The 24,066-nt window shown below is 40.7% G+C and carries 23 protein-coding genes; 15 read left to right on the top strand and 8 right to left on the bottom strand.

Annotated features, from left to right (window positions below; translation table 11 throughout):
- Nucleotides 1–68: 68 nt before the first annotated feature.
- Both ACXAH9_RS16690 and ACXAH9_RS16685 read right to left on the bottom strand, forming a co-directional pair.
- Entirely contained in the window at nt 69–695 is a 627-nt protein-coding gene (locus ACXAH9_RS16690; RefSeq protein WP_474895986.1) for a pentapeptide repeat-containing protein, read from the bottom strand.
- A gap of 417 nt (nt 696–1,112) precedes the next feature.
- A complete protein-coding gene (locus ACXAH9_RS16685; RefSeq protein ID WP_474895985.1) occupies nt 1,113–1,985 on the bottom strand; it encodes a hypothetical protein in 873 nt (290 codons plus the stop codon).
- A 576-nt stretch (nt 1,986–2,561) separates the two neighbouring features.
- Here ACXAH9_RS16685 and ACXAH9_RS16680 point away from each other — a divergent pair.
- Entirely contained in the window at nt 2,562–2,885 is a 324-nt protein-coding gene (locus ACXAH9_RS16680) for an HPF/RaiA family ribosome-associated protein (RefSeq protein WP_474895984.1), read from the top strand.
- A 57-nt stretch (nt 2,886–2,942) separates the two neighbouring features.
- On the opposite strand, the gene ACXAH9_RS16675 is transcribed toward ACXAH9_RS16680, so the two are convergent.
- Complete coding sequence (locus ACXAH9_RS16675) at nt 2,943–5,807, bottom strand: PD-(D/E)XK nuclease family protein (RefSeq protein ID WP_474895983.1); 2,865 nt, start codon at nt 5,805–5,807, stop codon at nt 2,943–2,945.
- 272 nt (nt 5,808–6,079) lie between these two features.
- Between ACXAH9_RS16675 and ACXAH9_RS16670 the strand changes: the two genes are divergently transcribed.
- From ACXAH9_RS16670 to ACXAH9_RS16640, 7 genes are all read left to right on the top strand, one after another.
- Nucleotides 6,080–7,297, top strand: coding sequence for a hypothetical protein (locus ACXAH9_RS16670; RefSeq protein WP_474895982.1), 1,218 nt, complete (start codon nt 6,080–6,082; stop codon nt 7,295–7,297).
- Nucleotides 7,298–7,549: 252 nt separating this feature from the next.
- Nucleotides 7,550–8,737, top strand: a complete 1,188-nt coding sequence (locus ACXAH9_RS16665) for a DEAD/DEAH box helicase (protein WP_474895981.1) — start codon at nt 7,550–7,552, stop codon at nt 8,735–8,737.
- An 18-nt stretch (nt 8,738–8,755) separates the two neighbouring features.
- Nucleotides 8,756–8,968 carry a cold-shock protein gene (locus tag ACXAH9_RS16660; protein ID WP_349562451.1) on the top strand — a complete coding sequence of 71 codons (213 nt, stop codon included), beginning with the start codon at nt 8,756–8,758 and terminating at the stop codon, nt 8,966–8,968.
- A 2-nt stretch (nt 8,969–8,970) separates the two neighbouring features.
- Nucleotides 8,971–9,312, top strand: coding sequence for a hypothetical protein (locus ACXAH9_RS16655; RefSeq protein ID WP_474895980.1), 342 nt, complete (start codon nt 8,971–8,973; stop codon nt 9,310–9,312).
- 91 nt (nt 9,313–9,403) lie between these two features.
- Complete coding sequence (locus ACXAH9_RS16650) at nt 9,404–9,625, top strand: VanZ family protein (protein WP_474896038.1); 222 nt, start codon at nt 9,404–9,406, stop codon at nt 9,623–9,625.
- A gap of 226 nt (nt 9,626–9,851) precedes the next feature.
- On the top strand, nt 9,852–10,505 hold the full coding sequence (locus ACXAH9_RS16645; RefSeq protein ID WP_474895979.1) for a DUF4386 domain-containing protein: 654 nt from the start codon (nt 9,852–9,854) through the stop codon (nt 10,503–10,505).
- Nucleotides 10,506–10,768: 263 nt separating this feature from the next.
- Nucleotides 10,769–11,863, top strand: a complete 1,095-nt coding sequence (locus ACXAH9_RS16640; protein ID WP_474895978.1) for an alpha/beta hydrolase family protein — start codon at nt 10,769–10,771, stop codon at nt 11,861–11,863.
- Nucleotides 11,864–12,007: 144 nt separating this feature from the next.
- On the opposite strand, the gene ACXAH9_RS16635 is transcribed toward ACXAH9_RS16640, so the two are convergent.
- Entirely contained in the window at nt 12,008–15,124 is a 3,117-nt protein-coding gene (locus ACXAH9_RS16635) for a UvrD-helicase domain-containing protein (RefSeq protein ID WP_474895977.1), read from the bottom strand.
- 223 nt (nt 15,125–15,347) lie between these two features.
- Between ACXAH9_RS16635 and ACXAH9_RS16630 the strand changes: the two genes are divergently transcribed.
- From ACXAH9_RS16630 to ACXAH9_RS16600, 7 genes are all read left to right on the top strand, one after another.
- Nucleotides 15,348–15,707 carry a TonB family protein gene (locus ACXAH9_RS16630; RefSeq protein WP_474895976.1) on the top strand — a complete coding sequence of 120 codons (360 nt, stop codon included), beginning with the start codon at nt 15,348–15,350 and terminating at the stop codon, nt 15,705–15,707.
- Nucleotides 15,708–15,905: 198 nt separating this feature from the next.
- Nucleotides 15,906–16,289: a PadR family transcriptional regulator gene (locus ACXAH9_RS16625; RefSeq protein ID WP_474895975.1), complete on the top strand. Its 384-nt coding sequence runs from the start codon at nt 15,906–15,908 to the stop codon at nt 16,287–16,289.
- Nucleotides 16,241–18,928, top strand: coding sequence for an FtsX-like permease family protein (locus ACXAH9_RS16620; protein WP_474895974.1), 2,688 nt, complete (start codon nt 16,241–16,243; stop codon nt 18,926–18,928). The genes ACXAH9_RS16625 and ACXAH9_RS16620 overlap by 49 nt, the downstream gene beginning before the upstream one ends.
- Before the next feature lie 80 nt (nt 18,929–19,008).
- Nucleotides 19,009–19,701, top strand: coding sequence for a CoA transferase subunit A (locus ACXAH9_RS16615; protein WP_474895973.1), 693 nt, complete (start codon nt 19,009–19,011; stop codon nt 19,699–19,701).
- A gap of 28 nt (nt 19,702–19,729) precedes the next feature.
- Nucleotides 19,730–20,137: a four helix bundle protein gene (locus ACXAH9_RS16610; protein WP_474895972.1), complete on the top strand. Its 408-nt coding sequence runs from the start codon at nt 19,730–19,732 to the stop codon at nt 20,135–20,137.
- A gap of 2 nt (nt 20,138–20,139) precedes the next feature.
- Nucleotides 20,140–20,796, top strand: coding sequence for a 3-oxoacid CoA-transferase subunit B (locus ACXAH9_RS16605; RefSeq protein WP_350205081.1), 657 nt, complete (start codon nt 20,140–20,142; stop codon nt 20,794–20,796).
- Between the two features lie 35 nt (nt 20,797–20,831).
- Entirely contained in the window at nt 20,832–21,656 is an 825-nt protein-coding gene (locus tag ACXAH9_RS16600; protein WP_474895971.1) for a CvfB family protein, read from the top strand.
- A 50-nt stretch (nt 21,657–21,706) separates the two neighbouring features.
- On the opposite strand, the gene ACXAH9_RS16595 is transcribed toward ACXAH9_RS16600, so the two are convergent.
- The 4 genes from ACXAH9_RS16595 to ACXAH9_RS16580 all read right to left on the bottom strand — a co-directional run bounded on the left by ACXAH9_RS16595 (nt 21,707) and on the right by ACXAH9_RS16580 (nt 24,050).
- Nucleotides 21,707–22,195: a hypothetical protein gene (locus ACXAH9_RS16595; RefSeq protein ID WP_474895970.1), complete on the bottom strand. Its 489-nt coding sequence runs from the start codon at nt 22,193–22,195 to the stop codon at nt 21,707–21,709.
- 136 nt (nt 22,196–22,331) lie between these two features.
- Nucleotides 22,332–22,688, bottom strand: a complete 357-nt coding sequence (locus tag ACXAH9_RS16590) for a sll1863 family stress response protein (protein WP_474895969.1) — start codon at nt 22,686–22,688, stop codon at nt 22,332–22,334.
- 37 nt (nt 22,689–22,725) lie between these two features.
- On the bottom strand, nt 22,726–23,655 hold the full coding sequence (locus ACXAH9_RS16585) for a mechanosensitive ion channel family protein (protein WP_474895968.1): 930 nt from the start codon (nt 23,653–23,655) through the stop codon (nt 22,726–22,728).
- Nucleotides 23,656–23,837: 182 nt separating this feature from the next.
- Nucleotides 23,838–24,050, bottom strand: coding sequence for a response regulator transcription factor (locus tag ACXAH9_RS16580; protein ID WP_474895967.1), 213 nt, complete (start codon nt 24,048–24,050; stop codon nt 23,838–23,840).
- Nucleotides 24,051–24,066: the final 16 nt, after the last annotated feature.

The raw sequence follows: 24,066 nt of genomic DNA, 5'->3' as shown, positions 1-24,066 counted from the left end.
CCATCCTTAATAAGACAGACTTTATAGTAGAGTCACGAGTTGGTATTCGTGTATATATGAAGAGAGAATTAGTTTCTCGAATTCACCAGGTAGTTTGTAAAGCTTTTCCCATTGATCCTGGTATACTTTGCATCAATATCATCACCGACTTCCAGCCCGGCTATATCAAAATCACCGCGTGCTTTCAGGTATTTAATGTTCCATGATTCTTCAAATACGGTATTTTTGAAACTCACACCTTCATCAAATTGAGCATACTTAAATGTAGCGTCATCATCAAAACGAGTGCTGGAAAAATCTGCTCGTTCATCAAATTTGGCATATTTAAAGGTGGTCTTTCTTTGGAAGTCAGCCCCTGAAAAATCAGCAACATCATCGAAATCAGAGTATTTAAACATAGCATTTTCCTCGAATGTGCAGTTAGCAAAAACAACCTCTTTGTCAAAATCTGCTACGAAAGTGTATCCGGATTTATCATCATGAATGTAGGCTAGTACATCACCTGTGAACGTGCAATTTCTAAATGATATTGCTACATCAATGGATTCTTCTACCGTATTAGAATTACCATTATTCCACCACCTGGATTTACGGGGAAGTTCCGTGAGTTTTTCTTTCATGTAAGTGAAGTCCAGCTCACCAACTATCGTCTTATTTTCATATGATATTTCTTTTCCCTCCCTTATGTCTTCCATGATCTGAGAAGTTTTAACAGCGTTTTGAGCAAATCCGCGAAGAAGAAAAAGACTAAAAAGAATCAGCATGGCGATTCTAATTTTTGTGGATTGAGAAGCTGAGAGTTCCATATTTTTTACAAGTGTTTGATTATATGATGCGATACATTTCAAAAAGTTGCATCGTCACTAATAATACTCCGGTAAAAGACAATGGTTACTCCAGACGAGAGATCGGCAAATATGAAAACTGAGTGGGGTCTATATAAGCCAAAAGGCGAGGGACGCTCGCCTTTGGGTTGGTGTGGCCTTGAAATCCGTAAATCACAAGGTCCAAGCTAACCACCTGATGGACTTAGTTGTTATTACTAAACCCGAAATTAAGTTAACATTTTACCGCTAGTAATCAAAGCAAGTGATGGAGATTATTTTTCCACATCAGGATTTTTCCTGCTCATCCAGTGACCTGCCAATCTCCTTGATCACGTCATCCAAACTCGTGGCAGAAACTTTTACTATATCCAACAGTTCATCAGCAGTAATCTGATCTGTCTTATCTTCTAAGTGCTGGATCGCTCCCAATATATTCGCCAATGGAGCACGAACCATGTGTGAATTCATGAAAGCATATTTCTTTAGTTTCTTGTTTCGTTCTTCTATATCCTTCGTTCGCTCTCTCACTACCTTTTCAAGTGACCCGTTCATAGCTTTGAGCTGACTTATCAACTCTATCACTTCCCTATTTTTTGACCTTAATCTACTGTATGCTTTACCAAGCAGATTGTAGAGCAATGAAAAGCAAGCAACTAGTGTGATAGTAAATATGGTTCCGGCGAATGCATAAGGTAGATAAGGTATGTTGGCCTCATAGGCATTACCCATTGTCTTAAAACCATAAACAGTATCAACACAAATGGTAACAAGAATAACTACGAGCCAAATATGCGAGGTGCGAAGATTTCCAAAAATAAATGCCAACAGAGGGATAGAAACCATCCAATAGATAAAGACATGAAACACACCAGGTAGTAAAAAGAAACTTATCTGAAACATCACATATAAAACGCCTAACTGCATATTTCCTATGAGGCGGGTGTTCACTCCTCTTTTGGCCAGTATGAGCAAAATCACATTGATAACAAGCTGTGTGAGTATGAGTGGTAGAGATGTTGCCTTTAAATCAACAATGTATTCTCCTAAAGCGATCAGTCCGGTAAGAATAGTGAGAATTAAAATAGTAATAAACTGTACTCCTTCAGATTTCGGTACTCGATAATCTTTCAGGAGCCAATCCTTGAGTCTTTCATGCATAGTCTCCATAGCTGATGGTAGATGCCAATATATAGAGAATATTAAAAAGCGCCCAAAAAACAATTTGATAAGCACCATTAAAAAAGTCTTCACCAAATAGATGAAGACTTAGTTCAAATAAATTAAGTATGAAGAGATTTTTAGCAAGTAATCATACCTGCTTTTAATATTTAGAAATTGGATTCTCAAAGTAGTGTTTCTGCATATGCTCTTAAGATGAACATACCGATCAAAACCAGCATCCCTATCCGTATTTTTATCGAAGTAGATTTAGACATTTCCATGGCGGTGGATCGTTTTATTTTGTGATTTACAATGCAAAGATGAATCACATAACGGGAAAGTTGCAAGCATGTTTCTACTATTCATAAATTCTTAATAAAGTTAGAATAACAAAATATTCGTTTAACAAAATGTAAATATCAACTTATCCACAATATTTTATTCTTAATTAAATGTTAACATTCAAAGCATTTGGCAAACGTCTTTTAAGACAAAATCTAATATTCCTTCACGCAGATACATCCTTTTTTATATTTATCTGAACACTTCGACGAATTGATGGATTATATAGATATGGATATACAAGTAACTCCCGTAAACTTCAATGCAAGTCAGGATTTAATTAGTCATATGAAAGACTACTTCAAAAAGCTGACTAAATACAATGATCAAATCACCTCTATGGATGTTTTTATGGAATCCATCAGTGATGATAAAGTTGACAAATTAGTGAAGCTAAAAGTTTTGGCTCCAGGGCATGAGCTCTACTTACAAAGCAACAAAGGAGACTTTGTAACAGCAGCGCAGGACGCTTATGATCGAATGAAAAGGCAATTGATTGATCAGAAAGAAAGGGATAAAGAAAATCACCAAGACAGGCCAGACAAAGTGTATTAAAAGAAAACCCTTGCCATCTTTGGCAGGGGTAATTCATTTGATGGATTTTTACAGAATCTACCTCCCACAAATACCCTTAAAATCACAGAATATACAGCGCCTTTCATCTTCCGTTTGATCAAATGACTGAGCCGTGTCAAAAATTTCAGCCAATAGTTCGGAGAGTTTCGATTCGAAAGTTTCCAGGTAAGGACGTGCATCTATGAGTGGATTGCCCCCTAGCGTCAGTCGGTAATCAAAGTCGGGCTGGAAAAGCTCCTGCATATTCAATAGACCCGGGATCACGGCATGGTTATCTCCATTATTCGAAGTGTAGAGCATGGCATAGAACAGCGTTTGAAAGCCGGCTTTATTTCTCCCCTTTTTCCATGTAGTGCCAGGTGTAGGATCGAAAACCTTTTCAATGCTTTCAATTTCCTTGGCGTCTTTTCCGCTTTTATAATCGATCACGCGCACAGCCCCATCTTTCTGATCGACCCGATCAATATCCGCTCCTAATCGAATGTTGTATGTCTGCCCATTGGATTGAATTGGCAGGTTCGTCTCGTACTTACCCTCTAAACTCAAAATGGAAAACGGCGCATAGCTTTCATCCATGTCGATGATCTTATTCACAAATTTTCTGATGAGGTCCGCCATCACCACATTTCGGTCTTTGAGCTCAAACTTTCGCTTCTCTCCCATTCCGAAATGTTTTCTAAAAGCCTTCTCTATCGCACCGTCTACAGAATTTCGAATCTTGAAGAAGTCATTTTCTGTCACCACACCATCAGGCTTTCCCTCGATCGCATCTTGATATAGGAACTCGAGCGTTCGGTGCAGTACGTTTCCAAAGTTTCGCTTGTCTAATTCATCACTCAACTCATCCCCGGAGAAGAGCCTGAGCACATACTTAAAGTAGAATTGTAGCTTACAGTTGTAATAGACATTCAAAGCAGAGGCCGATAGCTTCTTTTGATCTTTCGGTGGTACTACATCCGTGTAGATGGATAATCGATCTAACACCTCCTGGGTCTTCTCTATGGAAATAGGTAATCGTTCCTTTACCTGGATGGAATTTGAGAGTTTCTTGCGTTTGATAGTAAGCTTACTTTCCTGCTCTAGCTGTCGGATAAACCGACTTACCTCTCCGCTCATTCCAAAATCTGCATACATGTTATAGTAGAAAGAAAGTCGCTCCGATCGCTGGAATAATCGATAAAACAAATAGGCATAGATGGCATCCTGCACTTCAAAGGTTGGGAGATCAAAGGCTTTTCTGATACGATATGGAATGAACGATCCATCGCGCTGAGCAGCAGGAAAAATATCCTCATTCATATTCAGCATGAATACATGCTTGAAATCCAGGTTTCTTGTTTCCAATACCCCCATCACCTGTAAGCCCTCTACCGGCTCCCCACTAAAAGGAATTTTAACGGATCGAGTAGCTTTTCTAAATAGACCCTTAAATGTTTTCAAATCTACCTTTTCCGTCTGCTTTTCCAGGATTTGATTCAAGCGGCTCAACAACTGCTGAAAGTGATAGAGATACTCCCGCTCCAGACCAAAACGCTCTACAACCTGCTGGCCAAGTACCTCTACAATACTAATTAGGTAGGCTGCATAATTCTCCGTTTCGTTTACCTGTCTGAAAATGGTGTTTAGCACCGTAGATCCTACCTCCAGTATATCCTTTTGAAAAACCCGTACTTGATTCTTCTTTTTTATGTCTTTGATGAGTTTATCGAGCGGATTCTTTTCCTCCTTGTAGAGGTATGGATGGCTGAGGATGTCTAAGGTAGGTTTATAGTAAAAGGATAGCCCATTCTCTGCTGACAGTTGCATATGCTCTTGAACCTCAAGAGACGCCTCCAGTAAACCAAACAATGGAGTTTCCTTTAGCGGATACCCCATGGTGACATTCAACTTTTCCACCTGCTCTGGAATAGCATTCAACACCGGAAAAAGCATATAGTCCTGAGGGAGAATTATGACAATCTCCTCAAGGGACACTCCCCGGTCAACCAACTCTGCTACCTGCTCCCCGATTGCTTTGGCCTGACCAATTTCAAGAGATACTCCAGTAACATTTACTTGCTTCTCCTGATTTATGGTGGTGGGTATTTCCTTCGGAAAACGCTTCCCAAGAATCGGATCTTTTTGATACTGACGCAGAAATCCTCCAGCCTCCTGTACCTCGTTCTCCAAATAATATGAATCAATATCCCAAAGCACTTCTGCTTCATGCTCTGCCACAAAGTGCTTGATCAATATTTCCTCGACAGGGGTTAGCGCATTGAAACCGGCAAAGATTACCGGGCCATCGATCGACAATTGATCACGCTCGATACTTCCTACCAACTCACGGTAAATGTGCGAAGTATATCCTATTCCATCTTTGGTAAGTCGTTCTTTAAAGCTCTCATAGACTGGGGCTAGAATCTTCCAGGTCTCAACAAACTGCTCCTGCGACTTAGTGGCAGATGGGAAAAACTCCTGCCAGAACTTCTGGATCAATCGCTCCTGTTCTTCATCGAGGAAGTAGAAATCTTCGGCAATCTGTCGGTCACTCTTGATGTGATGAAACAACTGCTTTGGATTGACCAGGTAATGATCCACTTCTTCAAAATCACGCAACAGCATTTCTCCCCAGAAGTAAAATGTTTCAAACCCTTCACTACCAGGTTGATGTTCCTTAAACGCTTCGTAGAGTTCAAATACCAGTGCAAGTGTATCTGCCTTTTTAATCTTCGAAAACCGAAAAAGAAAATCCTCCAAACTAAGTACCGTAGGCGACCATACCGGTTTATCCACTTTCTTGGAAAGGTGTTTCTTTAGAAAAAGACCTGCTCTACGGTTAGGAAATACCACCGTGCACTCACCTAAATGACTGGTATGATTGGTGAGTAAGTGATCAGCAACTTCTGAAAGAAACGTCATGCGGCAAGGTTAGTAAATTCTCTATAAACTTGATTGCACTGAATAGTGTGGTACCTGAAGATTCCGGAATAAATCCGGCAAACTTGTAACCCTGGCTATCCCGGCCTTGTGCCGGGATCTTCTATAAAAAGTGAATGAGTCAGCAAATCGAAGAATGGTTGACTTCTATCTGATAAGTTTATTAATAGAATTTTCCGCATATCTCAAGGCTATTTACATCCTGTTAGTAGAATCATCATTTCAATTGAGTTATTCTTACGTTAGATTGAAATATGAATAAAATCCTAATTACTCTTATAATCATTCTATTATTGCCACTTTTTACTACTGCTCAGGATATTGACAGCCTTCTTACGGCAGAAATGTTTTCATTCAAAGACACCAGTCGGATCGTTTTGAAGAACGGAAGGAGCATGGTTTTTAAACACATTGAAAAAGACAATCCGGAAAAGGTTATTCAGATACTCAACTATATGGATAGAAAGCTAAACCGTTCGATCTATCCTGTCTTTACCAATAATGAACAAACACTGCTGAATTTTTACATCGGAAATTATTCCCCATCACTAAATCAACCCACCACCCGTCCTCATGATCGATTTTATGGCAGAGGTTGCGGATGGAGTGTTTCCTACACCGATTTCGAATTCGGTGAGGGCTATCCGGATGTAGACTACCGCTACCCTATTACACTCGATGAAATAATCTCGATGAAGGATGAGTACATCCTTGACCAGATCGACAACTCCGAACAAAGAGCAGATGATAAAGAATTTCTAACGCTATATTTTAAATACTATATAGATCGATGGGAAGACCATTCCATGGAAGCCGTTAAGTTTCTAAATGCCTATCCTGCATACAGGCACAATTATTTTATCAAGAGAAACATCAGAAAATGGTACGTAAGAGGTGATGAATCATGGAGTCTATACCTGGGCGGAGGATCGCCATTCTTTTCAGATGGCATCAATGAAACAATAAATTATAGAGGGTCCTTTACTTATGGTGCTGATGGCTATTTTAATCGTTGGTCAGTTGGTTTTCACGGCATGTCAAATTATGGAAACATCGAACAACCTTTTAATCACAAAGGAGAAACATTTTCAATCGATTGGAATATCTATACGCTCAATTATACTATCAATGTCGGCTTTTCCATTCTGGATTTTGACTTTTTACGTGTCACTCCTTCTATAGATTTCGGCGGAATTTATACCGGTATTCCGACCTCAAAAGAAGAGGAATATGGGGCTGACCCGTCCGTTGGAGCAATTGCGTATGGCTATGGTGGAGCAATTGATATTTTCCCATTCATCACTGCAGGTGGCTTCTATAATAACGTATTGCATCGTGTGGGTATCCGCTTGCATGGAGGTCGACTGTATAACCGTTTAGACCAAAAAGTCACCACTTTGACTGGTCACCAAGATTATTTTAGTATCTCTTTGATTTACGACTTTGGCGAGATGGTGATAGACATGAATTAATGTCTGCTCAAAATAATATTTGGTAAATTCCATTCAATTATGATAAACAATCACTACATTTGCAGCTCAATTCTCAAGCATCTCGCTTAGCAATCCTTTCTAAAGAGTATTTCTAATAGTTATCGGCTTTTGAATGACACGGGGATGTCCCCAGATTTTATAAAGCCGAAAAGCAATCCTTTATCCGTTCGGATAATTATGCCTCGATTTTATCATCTGAGTAAAATCCCCTTTACAGAGAGATAAAATTATATGCATAAAACACACACAAGAAAAAAGAGAAACTTCTCAAAAGGTAAGGGAAGACCATCTCGAAGGAGACAGCAAAGCACTCAAAAAGTGGACGTTTCCAGGTTTACCAATAAAGGAGCTGTAAACAATGAGCGTAAAGCTTATGTCAACCAGCACACCTTCGATGATTTTGAGTTAGATTCTCAATTGGTGTTCAAGATTAAAGACAAAGGGTTTAAAAACCCATCCGAGATACAGGACAAAGCGATCCTTCCGGCACTAGAGGGCAAAGACATTGTAGGAATAGCGGGTACGGGGACAGGCAAAACGTCTGCATTCCTCATCCCAATTATCCAACACATGATGGAGCACAAGCAGGATAACTATGCACTAATCATCGCTCCAACACGAGAACTGGCCACCCAGATCAACGATGAATTTCTATCACTGGCAAGAGGGTTGAATATCTTTTCTACCTGCCTGATTGGAGGATCATCCGTTGGAGAAAACATCAAAGCACTGAGAAGAAAGAATCACTTCATTATTGGTACACCGGGACGAATCCAGGACATGATGAAACGAAAGATTCTGAAACTGAATGACTTTAATGTTTTGATATTGGACGAATTTGATCGTATGTTGGACATGGGCTTCTCTAAGGAGATTCAGGAAATCAACAGACAGATGGTATCCAAAGATCAAACATTGTTATTCTCAGCAACGCTTGACCCTACTCAAAAGAAATTGGTTGAGGAAATGACCAATGATCCGGTTCATGTGAAGGCTGAGCAGGCGACACAAGATACCAATGCCATAGAGCAGGAAGTAAGACATGTTAAAGGACAGGATAAGATTCAGATGGTAAAAGGTCTGATCGATGGGGAACTAAAGACCCGTACAATTCTGTTCTCTGAGACCAAGCGTAAAGCTGACAAGATCTCTCAACTATTATGCAAGGCCGGAATTGCGGCTGATGCTATCCATGGAGATAAGTCCCAGCGGGCTAGAGAGATTGCATTACGCAAATTCAAGCGTGGACAAGTGCACGTGCTGGTAGCTACCGATGTAGTAGCCAGGGGTATCGACGTGAAAGATGTGGAGCTCGTGATCAACTATGAGGCTCCCCGAAACTACACCGACTATGTTCACCGAATAGGCAGAACGGGCCGAGCAGGAAAGACCGGCCGTGCTGTAACGTTAATCGATTAATTCACTTAAAAAGAATGTATGGCAAGATCCCAGAACAGTTTTATCAAAAACCAGAAAGCACAGAAAAAGAAGAAAAAGCGTCAGGAAAAGCTCCAGAAGAAAATTGACAAGAAGGAGCAGGAAACCAGCGGCAAGCTGGATGACATGATCGCTTATGTAGATGAATTTGGAAACATACTGGACGAGCCGCCTGAAGAACCTAAAGAGAAAAAAGAAAAGAAAAACGATTGATTATGGTAAGAACTGCAACATACGAAGGGAAATACACACACCTATGGCAAAAGTACAAGCCGGTACTTTTGAAACTGATGGTGGAGGCTCAAAATGAACCTCAAACCTACCAGTTTCAGCAGCATGAGTTTTCTGATTTGAACAACCAGAAGCGCACCGGCTATACCTTTAAAATGGAGGTATTCAAAAATCAAAAACAAAACAAGCTAAGCTCCAGTGTAGCCACTGATCTTTTGAGCATCCTGCAGTCTTCAGAGAAATCTGATGAGCTGACACAGGAAACCAAGTATCAGTTTCAGATGGATAAGAAGTTTGTGCTTGAGGTATCTCGGGTAGAGGATTAACCCTTACACAATACGTATTAAAAAAACTCCTTCTCAGCAATGGGAAGGAGTTTTTATTTATCTCTAAAAACCCAACCATTGGCCAGGCTAAATATCTTCCACGAATTCAAAATTAAAACCTGCCCTCCAGGCAATTCTGCTAGCCTTCTTTATTGGAGTAATGGATGAGAGCATTCAACTCTTCTTACCTCATCTGGTATTTGATGTTCAAGATATTCTTTTTAATGGGATGGTCATCGTGATGGCTATAGTGGGCAGTAGCACGCTGAGCTGGGTACGAAGACGATTCAGTGGAAATCCAAAGGGACATTAATACCCACGATTCCAAGCTCCTCACCAAAAATCACGGGGCTCACTTGGCGATGGACGGGATTTGATTTTGGCTAGTTCAATGCCTCGTTTCGTGTCCTCACGAAACGAAAACCTCTCGTCCTCGTTTGAAACGAGGATGACTATCGATGGAGTCGGTTAGGATGTTAAACACGATGCAACCTTTCCACTCATATAATCATCAAACCTGTAAATAACCTACATCCGCAATGGCTAACCAAAATATCATTCGTGTCATTGGAGTTTTATTCATTCTTCAACTTCTTACAGCCATCATAAGCTACAGTGTCATCTTGGAGCCCCTATTACATAGGGCTGATTTCTTAAATTATTTATCTAATAAATCAGCCATGGTCAACTTTGCTGTTTTTTTGGATCTTTCAGTTGGCTTAATGGTATTTGGGATTGCTATTCTGCTGTACCCCATCCTTAAAATGCACAACGAACGTATTGCATTATGGTATGTGGGATTGAGGCTAAACGAATTGGTCTGCTTTGTGCTAGCTGGAGTAATGTTGCTTGCTTTACTGAATATCAGTCGAAAGTACTCCCCTGAAGAGGCTTCATTATTAGACACCCTTGCGTACTACATTAGAAATGCAAGAGGAAGAGTACAAGACATCAGCCTGGTGATTTACTGTTTTGGTACGTTTACACTGTATTACCTTTTTTTCTCACACAAGTTGGTTCCACGATTTCTATCTGTTTGGGGTATGATTGCAGTGCTTTTATTACTAACTGAGATCACTGCTAATATTTTCAATACTTCAGCTGGAGGCATGTTGATTATGATGCCCATGGGTTTACAAGAATTGTTTTTGGGTGGGTGGTTGATTGTAAAAGGAATGAATTTGGAAGTTTAAGAATCCTTAAGCACACTATGATGCTTCTCCCAGCCTTGGTTCGTATCCTCTCGAATCAAATACCTAAAGTCCAATATACAAGTAAACGCATCCTCTGACTATTTTTTAAAACTTATATAACGTACGTAAGTATGTGTCATATTAATGATGGTAGCAATTGGGAGAAGAACTGGTAACTGAAGTCGTGAATGCAACCCTTCTGAAATTCTACAGTCCTTAGTGCAAAATAATTTTCCCCACGTGTTAGTCAAAAATCGAACAATATGATCAAGAGAAAATCAATTGCACTTACAACAATTATAATTAGCTCCTTATTATTTGTAATCCCAAAAGTGTTCAGCCAAACACTATCGGAACCATTTGAATTTCAGTACGAGAACAAGACATTAAGAGGATTGATTGAAAAACCACATGACCAAGAGTCTAAAGCCATTATAATCATCATACCCGGGTATGGCAGAACTGATTTTGTTGAAGGCCACTGGTATTCTTCCCTAAGGGAGAAATTGGTATCATCTGGATTAACCGTGGTTTTTTGGGATAAAATGGGATGTGGCGATAGCGACGGTGAGTTTGACATTAATCAACCCGTGGAAAATTCAGCCGATGAGGCGATTGCGGCAATTCAGGAAATCAAAAGTTTAAAAATTTCCGGATCTGAAAAGATAGGATTTTGGGGCATAAGTCGAGCAGGTTGGATTGTTCCATTAATCAATGAACAATTTCCAATTGACTTTTGGATTTCTGTCAGTGGTACAGATGACAAGGAAAACTTTGGTTACCTCCTGAAATCAAATTTAATTATTGAAGGAAAAAGTAAAGAAGTAGCTGCTAAATTATTTGAGGCATGGATGCTCGGACATAAAATATTTAGTACGCAAGGCAAGATTGAAGATTATGTGAGTGCAATTCGCCCATTAAGACTTGATAGTCTTAGCCGAAAGTTATTTGGGTACTCAAACGTTTCTATGATTACCGAAGAGGACAAGATAGAATACCTACAAGAACAGAAGCAATACACAAGTAAAGGACACTTTGATGTAGAAAGCGGATTATGGGCTTACATAGATGATTTTGAAAAATCATTGCTAAAGGTAAATGCCCCAGTTTTAGCATTGTTTGGAGCGAATGATTCACAAGTTGATTGGCGCAAAACGAAAAAATTATATGAAGAAACAATTGGAGTTAATCCAGATTCAAAATTAACCGTAAAAGTTTTCGAAAACTGTAACCATAATTTGCAAAAGTGTATCACATGTGGATGGCATGAAGATTTATCAGCTTTAAAATGGCAAGCTTGTGATAATTATTATGAAACTATGGAAGCGTGGCTAATGGAAACCAAAATTATAGAATAACTACCCTTCCGCTAGCACTCCTCTCGTCCTCGTTTGTAACGAGGATGAAGTAAACCTCCCACGGTTTGCGTCCTCATGAATTGAAAACCTAAAATCCAATATGATGCAGCCTCATACCCCGGCCCAGAGCCGGAATCTACCACCTTAAACTTCGCTTACCTCCCCAGACTTCAAATACAGGAGATACCCCTCCACCTCATAGCCCATCTCAGATAGCAATGCGGCGTATTTTTTAAGCTGTCGGTTATCTTCACTCTTCGGTCGGCCGGATTTAAAGTCAATCACGGTGGCTTTGTTGCCATCTATCACCACCCGATCCATGCGTTTGGTATCCCCATCTTTTGGTAGCACCACCACTTCGGTTTTCACTTCTCCTTTTCCACTGAACCAGCCTTTGATTGTTTCGTCTTTCCAGAGATTATTTATCAATGTTTCATATCGCTTGCGATCTTCCCGTGTAATCTGCATCGCTCGCTCATATCTGTCCAGCACATCTGCCGTCTGCTCCCAGTGGATGATCTCTGAAAGGATTTGATGCAATAGGATACCTTCATTTCGCTGCTTCTCCACCTCATCGTCATAGTACGCCTTTCCGGTCTTACGTACGGTCAGCTTCTTACTCCACTTGAAAGTCGGATAACCTTTCAGCACCATCAATTCATCTTTGTTCTCGCGATGCTTGATCGGCAGTGTTGCTTTGTGGAAGACATTAGCAGCAGCATTCCACCCTTCCGGCTGCTCCTGATCGAAGTACTTGAACAATAGCTTTGAGGCTGTACCAAACATGCCCTCCTGCTTTTTAGGAGGTGGCTCGCAGAAGGCATACATCCCATTTTCCGCTCGGGTGAAAGCCACATAAAGCACGTTTAAACTTTCCAGGTGCCACTTAGCAAAATCTTTTTTGTAGCTCTGAGAGAAGTGCGTCTTGTCCAGCTCGGACTTGTAGTCCACCGGCACAGCCTCGTTGATTGCATAAGGCGAGGTATACCAGGCAGGCTGGGTCATAGCATCAAAGCGATAATTACAAAACGGCACAATCACGATTGGGTACTGCAATCCTTTCGACTTGTGTGAGGTAATCACCTCCACCGCATCCAATGCTCCAGTCAACTGTACTGAGCGTTTCTTGCTTTCATCTTCCCACCACTCCAGAAACAATCGCAAATCAGAACGATGATTTTTGCTGTATTCCAGTACCGCATCCTGAAAAGCCTGCAAATAGGCATACTCAGAAGATACTTTGTCCAGCTCAAACGAACGGATCAACACCTCAGTTAACTCAAGGATGGGAAGATGCAAGAGGTGTTGTTTGTATTTGGTAAAGCTGGTGGGTAAGCCTCCCTTTGCCAGCTTTGAAAAATCGGTGTGCGATTCAAAGTGCTTGCTTTTGCTATCCTGCTGGTAACGAAACACCAAATCAGCCAGAATGCTGTCATCCTCCGGATGGATCAGGTGTTTGAAAGCAGAAAGTAACATTTGCACCACGGATGAGTTGGCTAGCAACATTCCCTCCGCAGAGATCACCTCCACCCGGGTTTCGTTATTTCTTCTATACTCTAGTACATGACTCACAATATCGGAGGCATCCTTATTCGATCGAACCAATATTGCAATGTCGTTCAGTTGATGTCCATCTTTCAGCAGCTGTTCGATGACTTCCATTGTTCGTTCCATCGCTCGTTGCTTCCATTCTCCCCTTTCGGTATCCAAAAATTCTACCTGCACCAATCCTTCAACGTTCTGATGTTTTGGAGCTACATTTTGTCTTACATCCTGATAGGTGGAAAGGATCGTATCACGTTCTTCGTCTGTGATGGCATCCCCCATCTCGTTTACCATGATCTCAGGGAGCTTGGAAAACAGCTCATTATTAAACTCCACTACATTTCTTGCACTTCGCCAGTTCGTGCTCTTTGAAGGGTCTACCTGTGCTGGCAGGTCCTGTTGCACTCCTTTTAATAATAGCGTTGGGTCGCCCCCCCTCCAGCCGTAGATGGATTGTTTCGCATCACCAACAATTACGTTTTCATTGCCGTTTGCCAGACTCTCTTCGAGGAGTGGCTTGAAATTGTTCCACTGAAACTGGGAAGTATCCTGAAATTCATCGATGAGGAAGTGAGCATAGCGGGTACCCACCTTTTCATATATAAAAGGTGAACCGGAATCGTCGATGATCTGGGAAAGGAAATCCGGCAGATCAGAGATCATAATCACCTCCTCTTCCCTTTTGTATTCTTGTAGTTGCTTAGATAGGTTAGTAATGAGACCAACGGTGAAAAGGTGCCGAAGAATCACTTTGGCGGTGAGGTAGTCTTTCTCATTTTCCTCCACATATTGAATAACCTTATTCAGCAGCGGCATACCCTGTTGATCCGCAAACTGCATAATCAGATCGCGTTTGGAACTGGTCTTCGTTGACCAGGCTGCCGCATCTTCACTGGCGTTGGTTAGCGTTTTGTTGATGGAAAAGTCCCCAGCCATCAGACGTTCAAAGAAATTCGGAATGGTCCGTTTCTTCCCTCCGGTAAATTCGTCCAACCCGATTCCGGAATTTCCCACCTGCTCAAAGAATTCCTGACCGTGTTTCTTAAGCGTATTTTCAAAGGTGATTTTCTTCTTCAGCAACTCACTCTTGAGCTCTTTAACCTTCTCACGCGCATGCTCATCCTCGAACTGTTCCTTTGGAAGTTTCTTAAATTCCTCCTTGAATAGCTGTCGGGCCAGCTCACTTACATCATCCTTAAATTCATAGCTGCTGCCATCCATTACCTTACTCATGGAAAAGTCTAACAGCCAATCGCGTAGTTGTTTGTTTTCTTCAACTCCCTGAAAAACATGAGAAGTGATGAACTCAGCTACTTTTTCCGTGTCCAGCTCTATCCCAAAACTACCCTGAAGTCCAATCTCTCGTGAAAAAGTTCGTATCACCCGATGAAAAAAGGTATCGATGGTAGTGATATTGAAGTACCCATAATGATGGAGCAAATGCGTAAGGGATTCCTTAGCAGCTTGTTGAATTTGATCCGCTGGTTTTCCGAGTTCTTCTTCAAACACTGGAATGAGCTCATGATCCCCTTTGGAAATATCTATCAGGAACTCCAATACTCGCTCCTTCATCTCTTCAGCAGCTCGGTTGGTAAAAGTAACTGCAAGAATTCGTTGATAGTAATCCGAGCTTCTTAAGGCCAGCTTCAGATATTCCTTGGCTAACGTATAGGTTTTCCCGGAACCCGCAGATGATCGGTAGATCGTGAGAGACATAACACGAAAATAACTTCATGATAGATTATCTGTGGCCTGATCGTTTAATAGTTATCCACAAAAAGGGCATTTAAACCATTCTAAGAGCTAATTCATCGATAAAGAATCCCAATATTATCTTAATGTTAACAAAAAGTTATCGAAATTTTGATTTTGCGTAAACATTAGATAACATTACATCCTTATTAGCTTAATATTTAGGAAACATTAAACGAGGGAGACTATGAAAAAGCAACTTTTAATTCTAGCAATGGTATTTTGTGTAATAGGTGTACAAGCTAGTAATGGCGATGGAAAAGCAGTAAACCCAAAGCCAATGAATTACAAGGAAGTAGTCTCCAACATTGAATATCCGCTTGTATGCAAAGAAAAAGGCATTGAAGGACAAGTTTTGGTTACTTTAAAAATCAACAAGGAAGGAAAAGTGATTAACCACCGATTCGAAAAATATCCATGCACTGACTTGAGAAATGCGGTAAAAGATATATTACCAAAGCTTAACTTTGAGCCGGCCAAAAATTCAAATGGGGATGCAGTTGTTGGAAGAATTGCAGTTCCTGTTAACTTTAAGCTAACAATCTAATTTAAGTAATTAAGTTAGATCAATTTGTAGACCGCCCTGATTAGTTGGGGCGGTTTTTTTGTGCCCTATCAGTTCTTCCGATCATCAGTCGTCCTACCACTTGAAGTGGTGGGACGACTTGTTTTAAACCTTTTAATATTATTTACGTTTAGAAATTTTATCATTTAATTTACATTTAGAAATTAAATATTGAACTAAATGAAAGAGTATCAACTGGGTGAATTTGAAGAGATCGTGCTGCTCACCGTAGCTATTCTCCATGACGATGCGTATGGGGTATCCATTAAGGAAGAAATAGAAAAACGTCTAAATCGCAAGGTAAGTGTAAGCGCACTCCAATCCGCACTAAGGAGGATGGAGAAGAAAGACTACCTAAGATCTGAGCTTGGAGAAGCTACAGCTATTCGTGGTGGAAAGAGAAAACGCTATTTTAAGGTTACGAAAACGGGGAAAGCAGCACTGGACTATACCAAAGAAACGCGCATGAAGCTTTGGTCTGCCATCCCTGATGTATCATACGAATACTCAAAAGCATGGATAAGCAGCGGCATACTCCCCCATCCTGGTCAACTAAATTCTTAGCATGGTTTCTAAAAGAAGACTACTATGAGGATGTGCAAGGAGATCTGGAAGAGGAGTATCAACTATTAATTAAAAGCAAAGGACTAAGCAGGGCCAGGAGGTGGTACAACTGGCAAATCATTCGGCTTTTTAAGCCAGACATGGCTAAGAAAATAGAAGCTCAAAACTCAATTGAAAAGGAAACGACTATGTTTAAAAACTACTTCAAAATTGGACTAAGAAACCTCTGGAAATACAAATCCAGTACGGTTATCAACGGTATCGGATTATCAACAGGTATTGCAGCATTTGTGCTCATAGCCTTATTTGTGAAAGATGAACTGAGTTATGACAAGCATCATGAGCATGCCGAAAATACCTATCGGGTAACGGTTAAAAACTACACTGCAGAAGGTGACGTAAGCAGGCATTGGGCATTTGCCTCTGCAGGACATGCAAGTCGCTTGAAAGAAGATTACAGTGAAATTACTCACGCTACTCGCTTCTTTCCATGGGCCTTTCCAGATCTGAAATATGGAGATCAGGAATTTCTGGGAGAGCCTGTCATCTTTTGCGATGAGGACGCTTTCGACATTTTCAGCTTTGAATTTCTGGCAGGCTCAGCAGAGAATGCATTTCCGGATATCTATTCCCTGGTGCTCACACGTTCGAGTGCGATAAAGATTTTCGGCAATGATTGGGAGGAAAAGAACATTATAGGTGAAACGGTCAATTTGGAGAGAGATGGACAGGGTGCGCCGTTTAAGGTGACCGCAGTGATGGAAGACATGCCAGAGCAACAACATTTCCATTTTGACTACCTCGCTCCTATCCGCTTTGTAGAAATGATCATGGGAGAAGATGCTGCAAACAATGTTGGTGGCAATTATAACTGGATGACGTTTATTCGAACAAGTCCAGATGCAAACATTCCAGCTTTGACTTCCTCTGCAAATGATGAATTTTGGGATAAATACATCGGTGAGTTCCAATCCGGGGTAAAGGCCAGGGATTATTATGATTTTGTTTTTCAGCCTTTACTGGATATACATCTAAAGTCCAATTTGGAGGGTGAATATGAAACAAACGGATCCATTGATCAGGTGTATATTTTTAGTATTATCGGCTTTCTTGTACTTCTGGTTGCTTGTGTTAACTACATGAACATTGCCACCTCCCATTACTCTCGCAGAATGAAGGAGGTTGGAGTAAGGAAAGTAATAGGAGCATTTAAGTCATCACTGGTAAAGCAATTTCTATCTGAGTCCCTTTTAATCGTACTGATATCTCTGCCTTTGGCGGTGCTGCTTATCATTTGGGCTTTACCATACCTGAATAATTTTATGGGCAAGGAATTGGTTTTTAATCCACTCACACAACCAGACATACTTTTCGGATTGCCCACTTTGATGCTGCTTGTTGGCATTATCGCCGGACTTTACCCTGCACTTTTCCTATCTAAGATAAATCTTGTACAGGCATTGAAGGGTGAGCAATCGATGAATGCAAACAAATGGAATTTCAGATCCATTTTAGTCACTTTCCAATACATCGTAACGATCGGGTTGATTTTCGCTATTGGAGTAATTGAAAGCCAAATGAATTTCATTAGAAACTCAGATCCGGGATTTGATCGGAAGTATATGGTGAGTATGTTTTTACCTCGAGGAGATTATCAAAACGAAACCCTACGAAACGAATTACTTAAGCATCCTAATATTCTGAAAGCGTCGTTTTCATCTCGCATTCCTACCGGGAGGCTGGCCGATAGCTGGGGATCCAGATTTTTTAAAGGAGACTCTGCCATAGCAACCAGTTTCCGTCTGCCAGTGGTTACTGTAGACAAATACTTTCTGGATACCTATGGAATAGACATTCTGGCAGGAGATAATTTCAGAGAAGGGATGGAAACCAACTTACAGGAAGACACGATAGTGACCGGATATTATATAGTAAATATGGCTGCCGTAAAGGCACTCGGCTTTAACGATCCATCAGAAGCTGTCGGGCAAAAACTGGGGTACGGGCCCTCAGAAGGAAGAATTGTGGGCGTAATGGAAGATTTTCATTTTGAGTCTCTGTACAGTCCAATTGTACCAACCTTATTCTTAACCCGAGATCGTTATCGAAGAGTGAGCTTAAAGTTGGCAGGAGAAAACATCAGAGAATCGCTCGACCACATTGAAAACGTGCATGCACGATTTGATCCGGAGGGAGAAGCCAACTATCGATTTGTAGACGATATGTTCAATGAGCAATATCAGAAGGAAGAACGCCTTGCAACCATGATCAAAGTTTTTGCTGTAATAGCCATCCTAATAGGCTGCCTCGGATTAGTCGGTATGGTTGGCTTCATCATTGAAACTAAGATCAAAGAAATAGGTGTGAGAAAAGTACTTGGAGCTTCTACAGGTAGTATCTGGATGATCATAAGCAACCGTTTCCTGATTCTTATTGGCATAGCATTCTTTATTGGCTTGCCTATCACCTACTGGTTTATGAGCGACTGGTTGGAAAGTTTTGTCTATCGCACTTCCATTTCAATTATGTTAATCATATTGCCTGTTATTGGAGCAGTGGTTCTGACATTAATAGCTATTGCTTACCAAACAATTAGGGCTACCCGGGTTAACCCTGTGGAGTGTTTGAAAGACGAATGATTTAGACTGAAAAATCAAAGAAGCCATCTGCTTTTTACAGATGGCTTTTTTTATTTGCACATTCGCAATAACTTCAAACCATGATTGACAAAGTAGTAGCCAATGCGGAAGAAGCCATCCGCGGAATTGAAGACAATATGACCCTGATGCTTGGCGGGTTCGGGCTTTGTGGTATCCCCGAAAACTCCATTGGTTCTTTAGTAAAGTCAAACATTAAAGGCCTGACCTGTATATCGAACAATGCTGGCGTTGATGATTTTGGCCTTGGACTTTTACTTCAGAAAAAGCAAATCAAGAAAATGATCTCATCTTATGTAGGTGAGAATGCAGAGTTTGAACGGCAAATGTTGAGCGGAGAGCTGGAGGTAGATTTGATCCCTCAGGGATCATTGGCTGAGCGATGCAGAGCGGGTGGTGCCGGCATTCCGGCGTTCTTCACGCCTGCAGGTTATGGTACGGAGGTGGCCGAAGGAAAAGAAGTGCGAGAATTCAACGGAAAGCCTCATATTCTGGAGTCAGCTCTTACTGCAGATTTTGCAATCGTAAAAGCCTGGAAGGGTGACAGAGCCGGCAACCTGATTTATAAAGGGACAGCCAGAAACTTTAACCCACCAATGGCTATGGCCGGTAAGATAACCATCGCAGAAGTAGAAGAGTTGGTTGAGCCCGGAGAGCTTGATCCTAACTTCATCCACACTCCGGGAATCTTCGTTCAGCGGATCTTCCAGGGTGAGAAATACGAAAAACGAATTGAACAACGAACTACTCGATGATTCGATTTGAGAATGAAACAATTTGAAAATGAGGAATGATAGAGAGAATATAATAGTTAATCTGAGTTTTCAATTTGCTTTGAAAATAATATCTCTATCAGAGTCATTGGAGAATGAGAAAAAATATGTGATCGCGAGGCAATTAATCAAGTCTGGAACTTCGATTGGAGCAAATGTAAGAGAAGCTCAAAATGCAGAAAGTAAAGCAGATTTTATTCACAAATTAAAGATTGCAGCAAAAGAGGCTGACGAAACTGAATACTGGCTTCTTCTGTGTCAGGAATCTGATAATTATCCAGATACTGAAGAACTAAGGGCCGAACTCAAATCAATTATTAAAGTATTATCAAAAATAATAGGTTCTTCTAAACGCAATCGCACAAATCGTAGCGTTAGTATATCATCAAATCACAAAATCGTAAAATCTTCAAATTGAAAATTATGCTTGATAAGGACGGAATTGCAAAGAGAATCGCACAAGAACTAAGAGACGGCTGGTATGTAAACCTGGGAATAGGTATTCCTACCTTGGTGGCCAATTACATTCCCGAGGGAATCAGTGTGGAATTCCAATCGGAAAACGGTTTGCTTGGCATGGGGGGATTCCCTACCGAAGAGCAGGTAGACGCAGATTTGATCAACGCCGGCAAACAAACAGTAACAACATTGCCAGGTGCCTCCATCTTCGATTCTGCCACATCATTTGCTATGATTCGTGGACAGCACGTTCAGCTTACAGTACTTGGTGCTATGGAAGTAGCTGATAACGGAGACATTGCAAATTGGAAGATTCCAGGTAAGATGGTGAAAGGTATGGGTGGGGCAATGGATCTGGTAGCTTCTGCAGAAAACATCATCGTAGCAATGATGCACACCAACCGGGCAGGTGAATCCAAACTTTTGAAAGAATGTACCCTTCCCATAACAGGAGTAAAGTGTGTGAGAAAAATTGTTACGAATATGGCCGTTCTTGATGTAACTCCGGAAGGGTTTAAACTCATTGAGCGTGCACCCGGCGTTTCCGTAGATGAAATCAAAAACGCTACAGCTGGAAGATTGGTTGTAGAAGGAGATGTACCCGAAATGAAAATTTAAGTTCTACAGAGACAAGTTCGCTTACCTTTGCAGATATGTATGTAGGCGAATATCAAACACTCATGGTGGATCGATTAACAGATCCGGGAGCATATCTGACCGATGGAACTACGGATGTTCTTTTACCTACCAGATATATTCCAAATGGCACAAAAAAGGGGGACAAACTCAACGTATTCGTCTATCGTGACTCTGAAGACCGTATCATTTGTACCACGCAAAAACCCTATGCTCAAGTCAACCAATTTGCCTACCTGAAAGTAACTGACACCAGCAATGTGGGAGCGTTTTTGGATTGGGGAATAGATAAGGATTTACTCGTCCCTTTTCGTGAGCAAAAAAACAAACTTAAGCAGGGTCAGTGGTGTCTGGTGTATCTATATCTGGATGGCAAGACAGATCGAATAGCTGCCACTGCTAAGGTGGCTAAATATTTTGATGAGGACATCACTGTTGAAGTAGGTGAAGAAGTTGACCTGTTGGTTGCCAACACTACAGACCTGGGAGTGAACGTGGTGGTTAACAATAAACACAAAGGGCTAATTTTTGAAAACGACCTCTTTCATGATGTGCTGGAAGGTGATCGCATCAAAGGCTATGTGAAAACCATTCGAACGGATGGCAAACTGGACATCAGTCTTCGCAAAGAGGGCCTTGAAAACCTGGAGGTAGGTGCGCAACAGATATTAGATGAGCTAAAGAAAAATGAAGGCTACCTCCCAATACACGACAAAAGTGATCCTGAGGAAATACAGTCTCTACTTCAGATGAGTAAGAAGAACTTTAAGCGATCTGTAGGAATATTATACAAGAAGAGACTTGTAGCACTTGAAAAAGATGGCATTAGAATAACTAACTAAAAAAGCCTCACCGAATGGCAAGGCTTCATAGTCTTTGCAGAGTTGCTAACTTATTCTTCAGTTTCGTCAGCTTCCTTTGCTGCAGATTGCTCTTCCTTCAATCCGTCGTAAACAGCCTGATATCTGGCTTTTAGGTCAGCGTCACCTTTCATGGCTTTTCTTAGTCTGTTGTAAAGACCAGCTCCAATGTCTTCTTTGATTTTACCTACGTAAACATCTTTGAAGGAAGTTGTCATCGAATCATAGTTTACCTGGATCCGCTCGAAGGCAACTAACTCCTCATCCGTTACTTCAATTTCCTGCAGCTTGACAGAGTCACCTTTTGCTGACTTGATCTTCACGAATCGAGCTGCTTCCAATGTTTCATCATTGTTGATCCAGTCGTTGTAGGTCTCGGTCATTCGTTCTTTCTCCATTTCTGCCCACACCATCACAGTGGCATATTTCGTTAGTTCTTCATCAGTGAATGAAACCTCTTCCTGGGCTTTCGCCAGTCCCATACCTGCTACTAAACATACCAACAGTACTACTTTCTTCATCTTATTCTAGGGTTTGATTTTTCTAAAAAAGGCAAGTATATAAAAAGGAATTTTATGAAATCAACCTCTCAATAGAACATTTTGAAATGCATAAAAAAAGCCGACTAAAATGTCGGCTCCTAAAATTTTATAGATTTTAATTTTTGAACTTACCAAAGAGGTATGCAAATCCATCCCGTATTCCGGTATAAGCAGTCTCCGTTTCCTCACGGATTTCTTTTACTTTCTCAGAGGCCTCCTCTTTGATCTCATTCCACTTACTCTCTCCTGTGTTCCTGATCTTCTCGTATTCTTTAGTGAGGGCTTCTCGTTTTTCCTTCAGCAACTCAATACGGTTGTGATAGGTATCTTTTGCGGATTCTTCCACATCGTTCGCTTTGCCTTTCAAAAAGTTGATTTTCTCCTCCAACTTATCAGCAAAAGCTTTGATGCTTTCCTCATATTTATTCTTATGATCAATATCTGCTTCGTCTAGTATTTTAGCTTCTTCCATATTCTCTTTTTATTTTGGTTCTTATATGTAACACACATCAGGCATCTTGAGTTTGCAATTGCTTGCCATTTTTGGCTCCAATATGCATTTTCATGTCTGAAAGTGCCTCTCCACCTTTTATACCAAAATCTAATGTTCTGATTGGGAAAGGGATGGTGATATCATTATCATCAAAAGCCTTTTTTACCGCCATAATAGCCTGACTTCTGGCTTCCAAAAACCCTGGCTGATCCGGATATTCAATCCATAGATGCAACACAAAATTGATTGAGCTGTCACCAAATCCGGTATAAAACAGCTTAACCTCTTTATCCTTTTTGATCCATGGTTTGTCCTTAACGGCAGCTATTGCAAGCTGCTTTGCTTTTTCCAGATCATCTCCATAAGAAACACCCACTTCCAGATCAATTCTTCGTTCTTTGGTTTTGGTGTAATTGGTTAACGGATTCTGGAAAATTTCCTTATTTGGTATGATGACATGTAAACCCTGAAAGGTACGGATGATCGTCACCCTCAGATTAATTTCTTCCACTGTTCCCATGTAATCATTTACCTCAATGATATCACCAACTTGAATTGGTTTTCGAATAGCGATAAGTACACCTGAGATGAAGTTTGCAGAGATATCCTGAAATGCAAAACCCAGAGCCAAACCTATGATCCCGGCACCTGCTAAAAGTGAAGAAACGGTCTGTTTTAGGTGAAGTACGTTTAAGGCAACCATCAACCCAATTGTTAATACAGCTATATAAGTAATGGTGCTGAACAGATTTCGAATAGCAGGTTTATCATAAAATCGTTTTAAGATTTTTGTGGCGATAAGCTTTGCAGCCCTGGCCATAAAATAAAACGTCACCAGCACAAGCACTGCAACTACAAAGTTTGGCAGCATGGCGGTCAGTGACTCAAGCCATCCCTGAAGTTTATCTGTTAGAATATTTATTGCTTTAGTAATTCCAAAATCCATTTTCAATTAGTTGTTTGTTCAACTAGTTAAAAAGAGAATATCGTTCCTAAAGCAAGAGTCTGATATTAACTAACTGGTTTATAGCATTTTACAATAATAAAACCTTAATTCTACAGAAAACATTTTCTCAAAACAAGAATGTATTTCTCAGGACGAGAATTAATTATTACCAATCTATAGTATTATGCCACTTGCATCAGCACCTGTGCCCAGTCTGCCTGATTTCGGATTTGAAGTTTAACTCGGATATTTTTTCGGTAACCGTCGTAGGTGTGAACGCTCATTGCCATTTTATCTGCAATCTCGCTACGCGTATAGCCTTTTCTTAACCAGCGTATCAATTGAATTTCTCTGTTGGTTAAATGATCTTCGATTGTATTTTTGGTGACTTTCATAACTCCTATCAATTTG

The organism is Ekhidna sp. ABH4_415 (genome assembly GCF_056161305.1).
Note: the sequence above shows the minus strand (reverse complement) of the source record. Positions and strands in the feature narration are given on the sequence as shown.

What these genes read in the sequence shown, in the direction of transcription:
- ACXAH9_RS16620 (WP_474895974.1), top strand. Translation starts at nt 16,241, where the DNA reads ATGGATAAGCAGCGGCATACTCCCCCATCCTGGTCAACTAAATTCTTA.
- ACXAH9_RS16690 (WP_474895986.1), bottom strand. Translation starts at nt 695, where the DNA reads ATGGAAGACATAAGGGAGGGAAAAGAAATATCATATGAAAATAAGACG.
- ACXAH9_RS16585 (WP_474895968.1), bottom strand. Translation starts at nt 23,655, where the DNA reads ATGGATTTTGGAATTACTAAAGCAATAAATATTCTAACAGATAAACTT.
- ACXAH9_RS16640 (WP_474895978.1), top strand. Translation starts at nt 10,769, where the DNA reads ATGATCAAGAGAAAATCAATTGCACTTACAACAATTATAATTAGCTCC.
- ACXAH9_RS16600 (WP_474895971.1), top strand. Translation starts at nt 20,832, where the DNA reads ATGTATGTAGGCGAATATCAAACACTCATGGTGGATCGATTAACAGAT.
- ACXAH9_RS16660 (WP_349562451.1), top strand. Translation starts at nt 8,756, where the DNA reads ATGGCAAGATCCCAGAACAGTTTTATCAAAAACCAGAAAGCACAGAAA.
- ACXAH9_RS16635 (WP_474895977.1), bottom strand. Translation starts at nt 15,124, where the DNA reads ATGTCTCTCACGATCTACCGATCATCTGCGGGTTCCGGGAAAACCTAT.
- ACXAH9_RS16645 (WP_474895979.1), top strand. Translation starts at nt 9,852, where the DNA reads ATGGCTAACCAAAATATCATTCGTGTCATTGGAGTTTTATTCATTCTT.
- ACXAH9_RS16610 (WP_474895972.1), top strand. Translation starts at nt 19,730, where the DNA reads ATGAGGAATGATAGAGAGAATATAATAGTTAATCTGAGTTTTCAATTT.
- ACXAH9_RS16580 (WP_474895967.1), bottom strand. Translation starts at nt 24,050, where the DNA reads ATGAAAGTCACCAAAAATACAATCGAAGATCATTTAACCAACAGAGAA.
- ACXAH9_RS16625 (WP_474895975.1), top strand. Translation starts at nt 15,906, where the DNA reads ATGAAAGAGTATCAACTGGGTGAATTTGAAGAGATCGTGCTGCTCACC.
- ACXAH9_RS16595 (WP_474895970.1), bottom strand. Translation starts at nt 22,195, where the DNA reads ATGAAGAAAGTAGTACTGTTGGTATGTTTAGTAGCAGGTATGGGACTG.
- ACXAH9_RS16680 (WP_474895984.1), top strand. Translation starts at nt 2,562, where the DNA reads ATGGATATACAAGTAACTCCCGTAAACTTCAATGCAAGTCAGGATTTA.
- ACXAH9_RS16675 (WP_474895983.1), bottom strand. Translation starts at nt 5,807, where the DNA reads ATGACGTTTCTTTCAGAAGTTGCTGATCACTTACTCACCAATCATACC.
- ACXAH9_RS16685 (WP_474895985.1), bottom strand. Translation starts at nt 1,985, where the DNA reads ATGCATGAAAGACTCAAGGATTGGCTCCTGAAAGATTATCGAGTACCG.
- ACXAH9_RS16655 (WP_474895980.1), top strand. Translation starts at nt 8,971, where the DNA reads ATGGTAAGAACTGCAACATACGAAGGGAAATACACACACCTATGGCAA.
- ACXAH9_RS16665 (WP_474895981.1), top strand. Translation starts at nt 7,550, where the DNA reads ATGCATAAAACACACACAAGAAAAAAGAGAAACTTCTCAAAAGGTAAG.
- ACXAH9_RS16670 (WP_474895982.1), top strand. Translation starts at nt 6,080, where the DNA reads ATGAATAAAATCCTAATTACTCTTATAATCATTCTATTATTGCCACTT.
- ACXAH9_RS16615 (WP_474895973.1), top strand. Translation starts at nt 19,009, where the DNA reads ATGATTGACAAAGTAGTAGCCAATGCGGAAGAAGCCATCCGCGGAATT.
- ACXAH9_RS16590 (WP_474895969.1), bottom strand. Translation starts at nt 22,688, where the DNA reads ATGGAAGAAGCTAAAATACTAGACGAAGCAGATATTGATCATAAGAAT.
- ACXAH9_RS16630 (WP_474895976.1), top strand. Translation starts at nt 15,348, where the DNA reads ATGAAAAAGCAACTTTTAATTCTAGCAATGGTATTTTGTGTAATAGGT.